At 68.8% G+C, this 15,189-nt stretch carries 13 protein-coding genes; 3 read left to right on the top strand and 10 right to left on the bottom strand.

The features are described from left to right. From AC3WL8_RS13250 to AC3WL8_RS13225, 6 genes are all read right to left on the bottom strand, one after another. Positions 1–1,423, bottom strand: a 1,423-nt coding sequence (locus AC3WL8_RS13250) for an acetate--CoA ligase family protein (RefSeq protein ID WP_492378351.1), incomplete at its 3' end; no start/stop codon positions are given. Between the two features lie 170 nt (positions 1,424–1,593). Next, positions 1,594–2,673, bottom strand: coding sequence for a DUF72 domain-containing protein (locus AC3WL8_RS13245; RefSeq protein WP_013957590.1), 1,080 nt, complete (start codon positions 2,671–2,673; stop codon positions 1,594–1,596). A 15-nt stretch (positions 2,674–2,688) separates the two neighbouring features. Further along, entirely contained in the window at positions 2,689–3,930 is a 1,242-nt protein-coding gene (locus AC3WL8_RS13240; protein WP_211980049.1) for an SAM-dependent methyltransferase, read from the bottom strand. Positions 3,931–4,164: 234 nt separating this feature from the next. Further along, a complete protein-coding gene (pdxH, locus tag AC3WL8_RS13235) occupies positions 4,165–4,803 on the bottom strand; it encodes a pyridoxamine 5'-phosphate oxidase (protein ID WP_013957588.1) in 639 nt (212 codons plus the stop codon). A gap of 145 nt (positions 4,804–4,948) precedes the next feature. Continuing rightward, positions 4,949–6,142, bottom strand: a complete 1,194-nt coding sequence (locus AC3WL8_RS13230; RefSeq protein WP_492378350.1) for an MFS transporter — start codon at positions 6,140–6,142, stop codon at positions 4,949–4,951. Between the two features lie 307 nt (positions 6,143–6,449). After that, positions 6,450–8,810, bottom strand: coding sequence for an AsmA family protein (locus AC3WL8_RS13225; protein WP_492378349.1), 2,361 nt, complete (start codon positions 8,808–8,810; stop codon positions 6,450–6,452). Positions 8,811–9,021: 211 nt separating this feature from the next. On the opposite strand from AC3WL8_RS13225, the gene tcdA reads away from it, so the two are divergent. Then, complete coding sequence (tcdA, locus tag AC3WL8_RS13220) at positions 9,022–9,891, top strand: tRNA cyclic N6-threonylcarbamoyladenosine(37) synthase TcdA (protein ID WP_211980047.1); 870 nt, start codon at positions 9,022–9,024, stop codon at positions 9,889–9,891. 24 nt (positions 9,892–9,915) lie between these two features. Here tcdA and AC3WL8_RS13215 read toward each other — a convergent pair whose 3' ends face one another. Next, positions 9,916–10,494: a P-loop nucleotide/nucleoside kinase family protein gene (locus tag AC3WL8_RS13215; RefSeq protein WP_211980045.1), complete on the bottom strand. Its 579-nt coding sequence runs from the start codon at positions 10,492–10,494 to the stop codon at positions 9,916–9,918. A 123-nt stretch (positions 10,495–10,617) separates the two neighbouring features. On the opposite strand from AC3WL8_RS13215, the gene AC3WL8_RS13210 reads away from it, so the two are divergent. Next, positions 10,618–11,058 carry a bacteriohemerythrin gene (locus tag AC3WL8_RS13210; RefSeq protein ID WP_211980044.1) on the top strand — a complete coding sequence of 147 codons (441 nt, stop codon included), beginning with the start codon at positions 10,618–10,620 and terminating at the stop codon, positions 11,056–11,058. 6 nt (positions 11,059–11,064) lie between these two features. On the opposite strand, the gene AC3WL8_RS13205 is transcribed toward AC3WL8_RS13210, so the two are convergent. Both AC3WL8_RS13205 and trxA read right to left on the bottom strand, forming a co-directional pair. Next, a complete protein-coding gene (locus tag AC3WL8_RS13205) occupies positions 11,065–11,442 on the bottom strand; it encodes a cupin domain-containing protein (RefSeq protein WP_013957582.1) in 378 nt (125 codons plus the stop codon). Positions 11,443–11,511: 69 nt separating this feature from the next. Beyond that, complete coding sequence (trxA, locus tag AC3WL8_RS13200; protein ID WP_492378348.1) at positions 11,512–12,357, bottom strand: thioredoxin; 846 nt, start codon at positions 12,355–12,357, stop codon at positions 11,512–11,514. Positions 12,358–12,592: 235 nt separating this feature from the next. Here trxA and AC3WL8_RS13195 point away from each other — a divergent pair, with 235 nt between their 5' ends. Continuing rightward, complete coding sequence (locus AC3WL8_RS13195; protein ID WP_492378347.1) at positions 12,593–14,308, top strand: long-chain fatty acid--CoA ligase; 1,716 nt, start codon at positions 12,593–12,595, stop codon at positions 14,306–14,308. A 69-nt stretch (positions 14,309–14,377) separates the two neighbouring features. Here the strand turns inward: AC3WL8_RS13195 and AC3WL8_RS13190 are convergent, their stop codons facing one another. After that, entirely contained in the window at positions 14,378–15,178 is an 801-nt protein-coding gene (locus tag AC3WL8_RS13190; RefSeq protein WP_013957579.1) for an ankyrin repeat domain-containing protein, read from the bottom strand. Positions 15,179–15,189 lie beyond the last annotated feature (11 nt).

The raw sequence follows: 15,189 nt of genomic DNA, 5'->3' as shown, positions 1-15,189 counted from the left end.
GCGCCATCCAGTGCGCGGTCGGCGCCTCCGTGCCGAGCCAGCCCACGTACGTGCCCAGGGCCCGGGCCGCGCGTGCGCAGTCCGGGAACAGTGCCACACCGGCGTCGGCCAGCCGTGCGCGGCTGGCCGGCTCGCCCGTGGTGGCGACGATGATCAGGCGGTCGGTCTTGCCCGCCACCTCGATCAGCTCGTCGGCCACGCGATCCAGCAGGTAGGCGGTGGCGTAGAGGAAAATGACGTCGATGCCGTCAGTGGCGGCAAGGTGGTCGAGCACGGCGTAGGCCAGGCCGCTGCGGTTGAACAGCTGGCCGGTCAGGTCGACGGGGTTCGCCACCGCGCCGAGCTCCGGCACGACCGCCAGCAGGCGCTGCTGGACCGCCTCGTGCAGGCGCGGCACGTCGAGTCCGGCCGCGCTGAGCAGGTCGGCCGACAGGGCACCCATCGCGCCCGACACGGAAGCCACTACCACCCGGCGCCCCGCGCTGCGATGGCGGAAGCCGGCCAGGTATGCCAGGTCGGTCAGGTGGGCCGGATCACTCGCCTGCATCGCGCCGATCTGGGCGAAGGCGGCGCGGTAGATGGCCTGGTTGCCGGCCAGCACGGCGGTATGGGATTGCGTGGCCGCCGAACCGGCCTCGCTTTCGCCGGCCTTCAGCAGGATCAGTGGCTTGTTTGCCGCGCGCAGGCGCGCAGCGGCTTCGATGAAGCCACTGCCGTTGCGCAGGCCTTCCACGTAACCGACCACGGCCGCGGTTTGCGGATCGTCCGCGAGGTAGTCGAGGTAATCCGAATAGTCCAGGCAGGCTTCGTTGCCGGTATTGATGAACTGGTGGAAGCCCACGTCCATCTGCCTGCCTGTGGCGTAGACGATGGCGCAGACGTTGCCGCTCTGGGTCAGCAGGCTCACGGCACCCGGGCCGTCCTGCGGCGGGAACGCGCGGAACGTGGTGGCAAATGCGGTGATGGCGCGCGTGGTCAGGTTGGCCAGCCCCATGCAGTTGGGTCCGGCGATTGCCATGCCGCTCTCGCGGGCGAAGGCCGCAAGTGCGGCCTGGCGCCCGGCACCCGCTTCACCGGCCTCGGCAAAGCCCGAGGCGTAGACGATGGCGGCACGGACGCCGCAAGCATGGCAGCGCTGCAACTGCGGCAGCACCTCGTCCGCGCCGAGCGCCAGCACCGCCACGTCAGGCACCTGCGGCACGGATTCGATATCGGGATAGCACGCCAGGCCGGCGATCTCCGCATAGCGCGGATTGACCGGATACACCTGGCCCTGGTATCCAAGGCGCTGCAGGTGGTCCAGCGCCACGCCGCCGATGCGGCTGGTATCGCGCGAGGCGCCGACAATGGCTATCGAGGCAGGATCAAGCAGCTGCGGCAGGGCGGCGCGGCCCGGTGTGCGCGCCGAAGTGGAAAGGGGCATCGTCGTCTCCATCCTTCCTCGGTCGGAAGGTGCCCCGATTCAATCCGATCGCGTGGGTGGCGACAAGCGCATGGTCTCCGGCTGTGCACATTGTGCACAAGTCTTCAGGCAGTGGCGGCCCTTGCCTGCGGGAGCGGCCTATCGGTCACCGTGCGCCGGCCGTCAGTCATTCACCGCGCCAGCCTCGCAATGATCGCCTCGGCCAGCCGCACGCAACTCAGTGGCGCGCAGCCCTCGGCGTTGTTGCTGACAATGACGATGGCAGGCTGCCCCGCGCGCAGCGTGCGCGCCACCACATCGGCGATGGCATGGCGGGTGTCGGGGTCGTCGTCGACGATGCGGTCGAAGGGTGCGTACAGCTTTTCCGCGTAGGCGTAGGGCCGGCCCCCATGCAGCATCCAGCGCAGCACCAGCGGACCCGGCGCTTCCTCGTCCATCAGCGCCTGCGCCGCGGCCTGGCGCGGCACCGGCGGCAGGCGGTCGCGTGCCGACAGGCAGAAGCGCACGCCGCGGCGGCGCAGCAGCCGGATGTAGCGTGGTGTCAGCAGTGCCGGGTCGCGCAGCTCAACCGTGTAGCACGCATGCGGGGTGATCGACGGGTCGAGCGCCGGCAGCGCGCCCAGGAAGGCGTCGAGCCGTTCCAGGAACATGGCGCTGTCGGCCAGCGGCCCCATCGGCGACAGCTGGAACAGCAGCGGCCCGCATTTGCTGCCCAGCCCGCTGGTGGCGGGCACGATGAAGTCGCGCACCGCGATCTCCGCATCCAGGAAGGCGGCATTGGCCAGCCGGCCGGCGCCGTCGGGGCCGCGCAGCCAGGCATCGCAGACGCTGGCGGGCGCCTTGACCAGGAAGCGGAAGCCATCGGGGACCTGCGCGGCGTAGGACAGGTAGTCCGCCAGCGGGATCGGCCCGTAGAAGCCGCGGTCGATGCCGGCGGCGCGCAGCAGCGGATGGCGCGAATACGCGGCCAGGCCCTTGCGCGACAGCAGGCTGTCGCCGTACTCGCCGTCATAGACCAGCCCGTTCCAGCCGGGGTAGGCCCAGGAGGACGTGCCGAAGTACAGGTTCGATGGCAGCTTCGCGGCGAGCGCGCGCAGGGCTTCGTCCGCCTGTGCGGGTTGCACGCTCTTGCCGCGCGCGGGTTTGCCGGAGGGAGCGGGCGGGACGGCCGCGCCCGGGTGGGAGGCGGGCCGTTCCGGAGGGGCAGGTGGGGTGGGCAGGGGCAGCCCGCCAAAGAGGTCTTCAGTCAATCGCCAGCGTTGCCTTCAGTCGTTGCGGCCAATGGGTTGGCCGTAGATATAGCGGCGCGACCACGGCAGCGTATCGGCCGGCAGCCCGGCCTTGTGGCAGAGCACCTGGTAGATCGACATCTTCTCGGTCTCGAAGGCATGCGCGCAGCCGGCCAGGTAGACCCGCCAGATGCGGTACTTCTTCTCGCCGACCAGGCTGCGGATGGTGTCGCCGCGGGCCTCGAAGTTGTCGGCCCAGTGGTGCAGCGTCTGCGCGTAGTGGCGGCGCAGCAGTTCGACGTCGAAGGCTTCCAGGCCGCCTTGCTGCAGCGTACGCAGCACCAGCCCGATATGCGGCAGCTCGCCCTGCGGGAACACATAGCGGTCCATGAACTCGGCGCCGTCCATCGGCGTCGAGCCGTTGTCCGGGTCGGGCGAGGTGATGCCGTGGTTCATCGCATAGCCGTCGTCGGCCAGCAGTTCGCGGATGCGGCTGAAGTAGCCGGGCAGGTTGTCCTTGCCCACATGCTCGAACATGCCGACGCTGGTGATGCGGTCGAAGGTGCCGGCGGTGTCACGGTAGTCCTGCAGCCGGATCTCGATGCGGTCGGACAGGCCCGCGGCCCTGACGCGCTCGGTGGCCAGGTCGAACTGGTTCTGCGACAGCGTGATGCCCACGCACCGCGCCCCGAACTTCTGCGCGGCGCGCAGCACCAGCGCGCCCCAGCCGCAGCCGATGTCCAGCAGCGTCTGGTCCGGCTGCAGCCGGATCTTGGTCAGGATGTGGTCGATCTTCTTGAGTTGCGCCGTGGCCAGGTCTTCGTCGCCGTGCTCGAAGTAGGCGCAGGAGTAGACCATGTTGGGATCGAGCCAGAGCTTGTAGAAGTCGTTGGAGACGTCGTAGTGGTACTGGATCGAGTTCTTGTCTTCCTGCTTGGTATGCGTGAAGTGCTGCGCCACCTTGAACAGAGCGCCGCCAGCGCGGTGCGTGGCCGCGGCCGAGAAGCCGTAGGCGACCTTGATGATGTCCGTCAGCCTGCCCTCGAAGTCGATTTTCTCCTGCACATACGCTTCGCCGAGGTTGTCCAGGCTCGGCGTCAGCAGCAGCGGCAGGGCTGCGGCCTCGCGTACGGTCAGCGTGACAGCCGGCTTGTCGAAGTGCCCGAGCGGGTATTCGGTGCCATTCCACAGCCGCAAGCTGACCGGCAGATTGGCATTCTCTCGCAGGTCGGCGATCCAGTTGTCGAGTTGCTTTTCCAGGGCTTGCTTGAAAAACATGCGCTTTACCTCCTGATGGGTTGCGGCACACGCTTCGGTCGACGCATCAGGCAAGGGTTGGTACTGAGCTGGAACCTTGCCCAATCCGTCGCGAACGCTGCAAGAAAAAAGTAACCAAGCGACGCCTGTCTCACTTTAGTCCAATTCCGCAGCTTGTGCAGCGCACCGTCCAGAAGACCCAACTACCGACCCGTTCGGCGCTGTTGGCGCATGTTCAGGTGCGCGCCAACCGCTTCAGGGCGACAGCCGCACGATCTGCCAGTCGCCTCCGGGTTGCAGGCGGAAGGCGATGCGGTCGTGCAGCCGCGACGGGCGGCCCTGCCAGAACTCCAGCGCGGTCGGCACCAGGCGGTAGCCGCCCCAGTGCGGGGGGCGCGGCGGGTTTTCGCCGAACTTGCTGCGGTATTCCTGCTCGCGCTGCTCCAGCACGTCGCGGCCGGGCACCTCGCGGCTTTGCGCAGAGGCCCAGGCGCCCACGCGCGAGCCCAGCGGGCGCGTGGCGAAATAGGCGTCGCTCTCGTCATCCGAGACTTTCTCGACGCGCCCTTCGACGCGTACCTGGCGCTCCAGTTGCACCCAGTGGAACAGCAGCGCCGCGCGCGGGTTTGCCGCCAGGTCCAGGCCCTTGCGGCTTTCGTAGTTGGTGAAGAAGGTGAAGCCCCGGTCGTCGATGCCCTTGAGCAGCACGATGCGCGCGGACGGCTGGCCGTCGGCGTCGACCGTGGCCAGGGTCATGGCATTGGGTTCGGGCAGCTTGGCCGTGACCGCCTCGTCGAACCAGCGTTTGAACTGGCTCATCGGGTCGGGCGCTACGTCGGTTTCGGACAGAGAGCCCAGCACATAGGTACGGCGAAGGTCGGCAAGTTGAGTCATGTCGCAATCATCAGGATATCGGTCGGGATGCGCGGTGCGCCCGGGGGCGGGGGCCGCAGGTCCGGCTGATTCGAGTATAGCGAATGCATCGGGGATCGCATTTGCGTGGCGACAAGTGTATCGGCAGCGCCACCTGCCGCGGGGGCTAAACCGGCGGCGGCAGCACCTTGCGCCCTTGGCGCCGCGAGTAGTAACCGGCCGCGCCCATCGCGCCCGCCATCGACAAAAAGATCGGCAGCATGCCCAGCGCCGTGCCGACCACGCCAAACGTGAGCGGCCACACCACCTGGCCGGTATTGAGCACCGCCGAGCGCAGGCCCAGTGCCTCGCCGGCGCGGCCGTGCGGCGACGCTGTGTGCAGGATGTTCATGACATTGGGCTGGGCGCTGCCCAGTGCCAGGCCCAGTACGAAGGCCAGCCCGCACATCAGCCAGAAGTGCGTGACGAAGGGGTAGGCCAGGTAGGCCAGCGCGCCCACCAGCAGCGCGCTGCGGATGATTTTCCACTCCGAGAGCCGGCGCGACACCGCCGGCATCGCCACGCGGATGGCAAAGGTGGCCATGGCGAAAGCGCCCAGCACCCAGCCGATCGATGACGGCGACAGGCCGATGCGCGAGCCCTGGATCGGGATCAGGAAGGCGTGCAGGTCCCATGCGGCGGACAGCACCGCACTGGCGATGAAGACCGCGCGCAGCTCGGGTTGCTGCAGCAGGTCCAGCGTGGAGTGGCGGCTGCCGTCCTCGATGGCGATGCGCCCGGCATTGCCGCCTTGCGCCGGCAGGCGCGGACGCAGCCATTGCAGGCCGGCCTGGCCGACCAGCGCCACCGTCACCAGCACCATGAAGGCGGGGCGGAAGCCCGCATGTTCGATCACGTAGCCCATCGTCACCGGCCCGAGCGTGCCGGACACCGACAGCCCCAGCGCATGCCAGGTGTAGTTGCGCAGCCGGGTCTCATTGGTGGAAACCTGGCCGATCAGCAGCTGCATCGCCACCTGCACCAGCATGAAGCCCACGCCGATCAGCGCGCATGACAGGTACAGCGCGCCGAGGTCGTGCCAGAGCACCGGCAGCAGCGTGCCCGCCACCACCATCAGCGAGCCCGCGGTCATCGGCTTGCGCGGCCCGATCTCGTCGATGTGCTTGCCGGCGCGGATTGCCAGCAGCATCGGCAGCACCGCATACAGCGACATCAGCACGCCGAGCGTGACGGTGGAGGCTTTGAGGGAAATCGCGAACAGCGACACCACCACGCGGCTGGCATTGAAGGCCACGTGGTTGCACACCGTCAGCGCGATCAGCCAGGTGATCGGCGGGACGGCGGCGTGCGGCAGCGACATGGGAACGGGGGCTCGCAGTGGCCGCGCTCATGGCGGCCGGCGGCCGTGCCGAGGCGGGAAACAAGGAGGAAACAAAGGGCGGCCGCAGCCGCGCCTTCAGAAGGATGCAACGGGCGAACCCGCACCGCACCCGATGCTTGCCATGCTTAAACTTCTTATAAATGGCCGTTTAATTATGCGCCGGGCGTGGGCGCGGCACAACGGCTGCGTGCGGCACGATGTCGCAGCGGGGCAAAGTGTTGCGATTTTGCTTCAGACAAGGGCGGCCATGTGGCCGCCAGGCGACGCGCCTTGGTTCGCACGCGCCTCAACCGCCCTTGTACAGGGCGTCGTTGTCCGGGCGCGCCGGTGCTGGCGCCGGCTTGCGCACCTCGCGCTCGCTGGCGCGTGCCGGCTCGCGGGTCTGGGCGTCAGCCTGCGCGGCGGTGCCCGGCGTTTCCTTCGGGATCGGCTTGCCGGCGGTCATGCCGGCGGTCTTGCCGGTCCTGGGATCCTTGTAGGTCTTGCCCGGCGGCGGCGCGACCGGGCGTTTGCGCAGGTCGGCCAGCAGCGTTGCGCACAGGTTGTCTTCGCCGCCCGGCGACAGGTCCACCAGCGGCAGCACCGCCGTCGCCACCGGTGCCAGCAGGGCCAGCGACAGCGCGCCGCCGGCGCGCAGTGCCAGCACGCCGATATCGGGGCTGACGGACGGCTTCTTCATGGTGCCGCCCACGTAGAGCGGAGAGCGCAGCGAGAACACGCGCAGGCCCTTGGAGTCCGGGTGGATGGTCAGCGCCAGCTTTTCATTGCGCAGGTCGATGCCGCCGGTGGTCTCGATCACCGCATCGTCGGTATCCAGCACGAAGGTGCGCGCGCGCGCGATGCCGTCGGTGAAGGCAAAGTCGCTGACGCCGCAGTTGATCCGCACCGGCCTGTCGCCGAACAGCTTGCGGATCACCACGCTGCCCACGTTCAGCCCCATCGCTTCAAGCAGGAACTTGCTGACCGTGCCGTTCTCGACCAGCAGCTTGGCTTCGCCGTTGGAAGAGGCCATCAGCGCCGCCACTGAATTGCCGGTGGCCGAGAGCTTGGCGCTGCCGTTGAGTTCGCCGATGCTGGCGCGCATCAGGTCAAAGGTGGGGAACAGCTGCTTGAGCTTCATGTGGCGCGCGGTCATGTCGACCGTGGCCCCCATCGGCTCGCGCTTGCCATCGAGGCGCATGGTCGACACCAGGTTGCCGCCGGCCACGCCGAAGTTGAGCGGGTCGAGCAGCAGCACGCCGTCCTGCAGCTTCAGGTGGGTGACCAGGTCGCTGATCGGCAGTTCGGCGTCGCGGATGATGCGCTTGCCGGTAAAGTGCACGTCGGCATCGATCTCGTCCCAGCGCTCGGTTCGGAACGGGGCCACCGGCAGCGCCTTGTCGGCGGGCTGGGCTACCGGGCTGTCCTTGGCGGGGCGGCCGGGCCTGGCATCGGCCCCAATCAGCGGGGCCAGGTCGACAAAGCGCAGCTGGTTCGACACCAGGTTGCCCGCCAGCAGTGGACGCGGGTCACGCTTGGTGAAGGTCAGCGTGCCGGACAGGTCGCTGCCGCCGACGCGGCCGGTGAACTTCTGGTACTCGTATATCGAGCCTTGCTTGCGCAGCGTCGCCATCAGGCGGCCGCGGGTTTGGTATGGCGGCGTGGACGGCAGCACCACGCCGGTCAGCGCATAGAGCTTGGCCATGCTGTCGCCGGTCAGCGTCAGATGCACGTCCAGCGCGGCGAGATGCGCGGGGTTGGTCACGGTGCCTTCGATCACGGCGCGGGTGGTGCCAACCCGCACATCGGCCAGGATCGGGAAGGGCACGTCGGTGTTGCGCAGGCTCAGCACCGTGCCGGCCTTGCCGCTGGCGTTGATGGTGGCCTCGTTGTAGCGGCCGGTGGCTTTCCAGCGCACACCGTAGCGGCCGTTGGCGGCGATGGCCGACGCCGGCGGGCCCGATGCGCCGGGTGCGCTGGCTCCGCCGGACGCCGAAGCCACCGGTGCGGAGGCTGCCGCGCCGGCACTGGCGGGCGGCCCGGGCGGCACCTGGGAGGCCTCGGGTGCCACCAGTGCGCCGTCGCGGGCCTTGTCATAGAGCGGGTTGTCGCCGATCGTGTCGAGCTCCGCCTGCAGCTCGATCTTCTTGAACTGGTCAGTCAGCGCCAGGTTGCCGCGCGCCAGCACCACCTCGCCGATATCCAGCTCCCATTCGGACGGGCCCTTCTTGGGGCCGAACTCAAGGGTCCAGTTGTTGCGGGCGTCCGGCAGGCGTTCCAGCCACACCGCCGGGCTGTCGACGACAATGGTCGGCACCGCGATCTGGTGCGCTAGCAGCGGTATCGGACGCAGCACGAAGATCAGTTCGCGCACGGTTGCCAGATGCGGCTGTTTGGCCCAGTCGGTATTGCCGATGGTGATGTCGCGCGCCGACAGCCGCGGCCACGGCACAAGGGTGCGCCAGCCTTTCTCGCCCTCGCCGTGGCGCCAGGTCACGGTCAGATCGCCATTGATGGCGAAGGGCCGGCCGATGGCCTCCGAGACGCGGTCGTTGAGCCAGGGCTTGAGGCGGTTCCAGTCGAAGGTCAGGATCACGACCACCAGCAGCGCGATCAGCGCAACCGGTGTCAGCACACTCCACAGAACAACCTTGCGGCGCACGGGCATGAGGCGGGCTCTCCTGTCTGGCGGGGGCAGGGCCGGGGCCGCCCACGCCAGCGCGGGGCGGCGAACGGACCACTGCACGTCTATTGTATAGTTGCGCGCTTCCTGTCTTTGTCGGGGATTGGCTGACATCGCCGCCGGAAAATGCCGGATTCTTGCCCCGCTGCAGCCGGGCGCCGACCCTGCCGATCTCCATCGACCCGATTCCTCCAGCATGAACGATGCCGCACACGAGCTGGCCGGCCTGCCCGAGCCGCTGACCCACGAAAGCCCGGCCGAAGATGACTACCACCGCCGCTTCGGCGGCGTGGCACGGCTCTATGGCGCCGCCGGCCTGGCCCGCCTGGAGGCGGCCAGCGTGTGCGTGGTCGGCATTGGCGGCGTCGGCAGCTGGGCGGCCGAGGCGCTGGCGCGCAATGCGGTCGGGCGCATCACGCTGATCGACCTGGACCATATCGCGCTGTCCAACACCAACCGCCAGATCCATGCGCTGGGCGATGCCTACGGGCGCGCCAAGGTCGAGGCGATGGCCGAGCGCATCGTGGCCATCAACCCGCGCTGCCAGGTGACGCAGGTCGATGATTTCGTCACGCCGGACAACGTGCCCGAGCTGCTTGGCGCCGGCTATGACTACGTGATCGACGCCATCGACGCGGTGCGCGTCAAGACCGGGATGCTCGGCTGGGCCCGGCGCCAGGGCGTGCCGGTGATCACCTGCGGCGGCGCGGGCGGCCAGCTCGACCCCACGCGCGTGCGTATCGACGACCTGGCGCGCACGATCCAGGACCCGCTGCTGTCCAAGGTGCGCGCCGGCCTGCGCAAGCAATGGGGCTTTACGCGCGACCCGAAGAAGAAGTTCGGCATCGCTGCGGTCTATTCGGACGAGCCGCTGCAATACCCCGAACCCGAGCAGCAGGCCTGCGAGATCGACGAGGCGCCGCCGCTGGACGGGCAGCCGGGCCAGCCAGCCATGCGCGGCCCCCAGGGGCTGGCGTGCGCGGGCTTTGGCTCGTCGGTGGCGGTGACGGCGGTGTTTGGCTTTGTCGCGGCGTCGGCGGTGATCGGCGAGATCGCGCGCGGTTGAAGGCCGCGCGGGCCGCTCAGGCGCTCAGGCGCTCAGCGCGCTCAGCAGCCCGTCGATCTCGGCGTCGCCGGGTGCCTGGTTGTCGAAAAAGATCAGTTCCGGATAGTCCGCGGGTGCCGGCATGAAGCGCCGGGTGCGGTAGGCCTCCCAGTGGCTCAGCTTGTAGGCGTCGTTGGGATTGCCGCGCCGGATGATGCGCGCATGGGCCTCGTCTTCAGGCAGATGGACCCAGACCGTGCGCACCGTGGTGCCGGCGGGCACGTGCAGCCAGTCGGGGTCATGCAGCAGGTGGGCCTTGACCTCTCGCGACAGCGGGCCGATCACGATCACGCTGATGCCCAGCGCCAGGTTCTCGCGCGCGGTGTCGAGCAGGCCCTGGTATTCCGGGTCGCGCAGGTTGTCCAGGTAGGCCGGGCTGTCGCGGTCATTGGGGTCGCCGGTGATCGCGGCCATGGCCGCGGCGCTGTAGCGGCCGTACAGGGTGTCCTTGTCGAGCAGGCAGAAGGGCTCGCCGGTGGCCTGCATCAGCGGGCCGATCAGGCGGTGGGCGAGGGTGGTCTTGCCGGTGCCGGCATGGCCGCAGAAGAAGATCAGTCGTGGCATGAGGGATAGGTGTAGCGGACAGGGCGCATCGCTCACAGCATACCCCTGGCTTGCGCCAGATCAGGCCCGGGCCGCGCCGATTCGGTATCCTTGCCGTTTTTCCCCACGATTGCCGTCGATCCCATGGACGCCAAAGACCAGCTTTCCTCCGCCGGCCTGCCGGACCACCTCCATCTGGGCGAACCGGTCACCGACGCCACCCATGCCGAGTTCGTGCAGCTGCTGGCCGCGGTGGCCGGCGCCGACGACGCCGGCTTCCTGGCGGCGATGGACGCATGGATCGACCATACCCGCCATCATTTCGCCCAGGAAGAGCAGTGGATGGCGGCGATGGGCTTCGGCCCGCGCCATTGCCACGCGGGCGAGCACCAGCAGGTGCTGGCCGTGGCCGTCGCGGTACGCGACAAGGTGCACACCGATGCCGAGTTCCAGCTGGGCCGCCGCCTGGTGGCCGAGCTCTCGGGCTGGTTCGACCATCATGTCAAGTCGATGGACGCGATGATGGTGGAGCATATGCGCGAACACGGCTTCACGCTGGTCGAAGGCCCCGTCACCGCGGCCTGAGCACCGTCAGGCCGGGTGCGCGGCGTCGCGGTCGATCACCACGAAATACTTGCGCACCGGCGCCAGCACCTCGAACAGCCCGGTAAAGCCGGCCGGGATCACGCATGCGTCGCCGGGACCGAAGTCGCTGGCCTGGCCGGCATCGTCGCTGATGCGGATCCGGCCGCTGATGACATGGAAGAACTCTTCCTTGCCGGCCGGGAAGGCGATGCGCCACGCCCCCGGCTCGCACGCCCAGATGCCGCAGTCGAAATCGCCGTGCTGCGCGCTGTAGTGCGTCCAGGTGGTGCGGTCGGGGTTGCCTGACACCAGCCGGTCCGGGCGCGGGCGGTCGTGGCTGGGGGCGGGCTCGGTCTTGAAGTCGATCAGGCGGGGCGCTGGCATGGCGGATGGCAGGAAATATGGCGGAACTGAGTCCGCCAGTTTACCGCGCCGGGGCCGCGGCCCGGCCGCTCAGTTCAGCGCCGTGCTCAGCTGGCGGCGCCAGCGCGACACCACGTCGGGCCGGTCGGCCAGCATCTCGAACACCGACAGCATGGTCTTGCGGCCGATATCGTCCTCGAAGGTGCGGTCGGTGCGCACGATTTCCAGCAACTGCTCCAGCGCCGGCTCGTACTGCTGGTGCGCGATCAGCAGCCTGGACAGGTCCAGCCGCGCGGCCAGGTCGCGCGGGTCGGCGGCAATGCGCGCGCTCAGGGTGGACTCGTCCGGCAGGCCGGACAGGCCCTCCATCGCGTCCATGCGCATGCGCAGCGCGGCATGGGCGTCCTGCTGCGCGGCCTGCGGCGACAGGGCCTCGAACTGCGACCTGGCCTCGGCAATCGCATTGCCGTCCAGCAGGAAGCCGATATAGGCCAGCCGGGCGGCGTCGGTCTCGGGGTCGAGCGCAATGGCTTCGTCAAACTTCGCCTCGGCGCCGGCCCGGTCGCCCTCGGCGGCCAGTTGCAGCGCGTCATGCAGGGCCATCTGCGCGGGCTTGGGCATCAGCCGCCCTAGGAATTCACGCAGACCGGACTCAGGCAGCACGCCGATGAACTGGTCCACCGCCTGGCCGTCGGCAATTGCCACCACGTGCGGGATGCTGCGCACGCCGAAGTGCGCGGCCAGGTCCTGGTTCTCGTCGACATTGACCTTGACCAACTTCCACTGGCCGCTGGCCTCGGCCTCCAGCCGTTCCAGCATCGGGCCCAACGTGCGGCAGGGGCCGCACCACGGCGCCCAGAAGTCGACCAGCACGGGCGCCTGGCGCGAGGCCTCGATCACTTCGGTTTCGAAATTCTGCAGGGTGACGTCGCTCATGGGGAATCCTGGATCGGGGGAGAGGCGGGAGCGGCCAGCCTGGGCCGCCCGCCCGCAGGGGGCAAGCAATCTATACCCCTATTGTGAGGGCGAAGGCGCCGAATGCAACGGCCTGTGCCGATACCGCGCCCGCGGGGTTCGGGAAAGTCTGTGGTTGAAAATAGAACGATCGTTCGGTTATAGTCCTTGACCATACCGAAAGACCCGGTCCGCGAGACCGCACAGGAGACGTTGCATGCAGACCCCAGTTCGCCCGCATTTCCAGTTCTGGCCGAAGCGCCTGCCGACCGCCATCGTGCTGCCGGAGACCTCGCTCTGGGTCAACCTGGAAGTTTCGGCGCTCCGCTATGCCGACAAGGCCGCGATCCGCTACTTCGGCAATGCCATCACCTTCCGTGAACTGGAGGCGCAGGCCACCGCGGTGGCCGGCTGGCTGCAGCAGAAGGCGGGCGTGAAGAAGGGTGACCGGGTGCTGCTGTACATGCAGAACTGCCCACAGTTCATCGTCAGCTACTACGCCATCCTGCGCGCCGACGCGGTGGTGGTGCCGGTCAACCCGATGAACCGCGCCGAGGAATTCAAGCACTACGTCACCGACGCGCAGGCACGCGTGGCGATCTTCACCGCCGACCTGGCCGCCGGGGTCGAGCAGGCGCAGGCGGAGCTGGCGCCAGCCGAGCGCCTGCAGCATTTGCTGGTGACCCAGTATGCCGATGCGCTGCCGCCCACGCACGAACACCCGGAAGACGCGCCGCCGGCCTGGCTGACCACGCCGCATCCGCTGCCCGCGGGCGCCACCGCGTGGCCCGAGGCGCTGGGCGCCGGCCTGCAGCCCGGCCCGCATACCGCCGGCCCGGACGATATGGCTGTGATGCCCTACACCTCGGGCACCACCGGCTTCCCCAAGGGCTGTATCCACACGCACCGCTCGGTGATGCACAACATCGTTGGCGGCGCGACCTGGTCGGGCTCTGGCGCCGAATCGGTGATCCTGTCGGTGCTGCCGCTATTCCACGTCACCGGCATGCAGTACGGCATGAACGGCCCGATCTACAGCGGCGCCACCGTGGTGATGCTGCCGCGCTGGGACCGCGAGGTCGCCGGTCGCCTGATCTCGCGCTACCAGGTCACGCACTGGACCAATATCCCGACCATGGTGATCGACTTCCTGGCCAGTCCCAACCTGGCCCAGTTCGACCTGTCCAGCCTGCGCTATATCGGCGGCGGCGGCGCGGCCATGCCACAGGCCGTGGCCGAGCGCCTGCGCGAGCAGTTCGGGCTGAACTACCTGGAAGGCTACGGCCTGTCCGAGACCATGGCGCCGACGCACAGCAACCCGTCGGACCGGCCCAAGCTGCAGTGCCTGGGCGTGCCGACCTTCAACACTGATGCGCGCGTGGTCGACCCGGTCACGCTCAAGGAACTGCCCCCCAACGAGATCGGCGAGATCATCGTCAGCGGCCCGCAGGTGTTCAAGGGCTACTGGGGCAAGCAAGACGCCACCCGCGACGCCTTTATCGAGTTCGAGGGCAAGACCTTCTTCCGCACCGGCGACCTGGGCCGCATGGACGAAGAGGGCTACTTCTTCATCACCGACCGCCTCAAGCGCATGATCAATGCGTCTGGCTTCAAGGTGTGGCCGGCCGAGGTGGAGAACCTGCTGTACAAGCATCCGGACGTGCAGGAGGCCTGCATCATCGGCACGCGCGACCCGTACCGCGGCGAGACCGTCAAGGCGGTGGTGGTGCTGCGCGCCCATGCCAAAGGCAAGACCACGCCGGAGCAGATCATCGAATGGGCCAAGGAGAACATGGCCGCCTACAAGTACCCGCGCGTGGTGGAGTTCGTTGAGGCGCTGCCGAAGTCGGGCACCGGCAAGGTGATGTGGCGCCATCTGCAGGAAAGCGAGAATGCGCGAAACACCGGCGCAGCGGAGAAGCCCGCGGCCTGAGGCAGCCGGGTAGCCAATGAAAAAGGCTGGTCGACCGATCAGCCTTTTTCATTTACACGGTGCCGGCCCTCAATGCCCCCGCACCCGCATCAGCATCTTCACCATCGTCTTGTAGCCCCGCTCGCGCGCATGGCGCGTGGGGGTCACGCCTTCGCGGTCGGCGAGGTTGGCGTCAGCGCCGGCATCCAGCAGAAGCTGCACCGTTTCCTCGTAGCGGGTGCTGCCATCGCCCAGGATCACCGCTTCCAGCAGCGCGGTCCAGCCCAGGTCGTTGACATGGTCCACGGCAACGCCGGCCTTCAGCAGCAGCTTCACCACCTCGACATGGCCGTGCTGGCTGGCGACGATCAGCGCGGTGCCGTCATAGCGGTCGGTGCTGGCCAGGTCGGCGCCGTTGGCCAGGGCCAGGCGCACCACATCGGCCTGGCCGGTGGCGGCGGCCAGCAGGAAGGGGCTGTTGGATTCGGCGTCCTTCAGGTTCACGTCGGCACCGGCCAGCAGCAGTGTGCGCGCGACCTCGGCGCGTCGGTTCTGCACGGCCGCCAGCAGCGCGCTGCGCCCGCGTTCATCTGCGGCGCGCGCCGAGGCGCCGGCGGCCAGCAGGCGCGCCACCAGTTCCTGGTCGCCGGCGCTGGCGGCGGTGATCAGGTTGCGGTCGAGCGTGCCGATGGCGTCGCGGTGCAGCGGCGGCTGCATGGCCGCGCTGCGCGGCGGGCGGGCGGCGGGCTGGCTGGCCGCGCCGCCGGCGGGCCGTGCGGCCAGGGTCTGCCCGCCCTGGGCCGCCAGCAGGCCGCCGCCCATCAGCAATCCCATCAGGCCCAGCAACTCGTTGAGTGCCTGTCTGCGGGTGCGGGCGGCGGGGCGCGTCATGGCGGCAGCTC

The organism is Cupriavidus sp. FW305-F7 (assembly GCF_058782875.1).
Note: the sequence above shows the minus strand (reverse complement) of the source record. Positions and strands in the feature narration are given on the sequence as shown.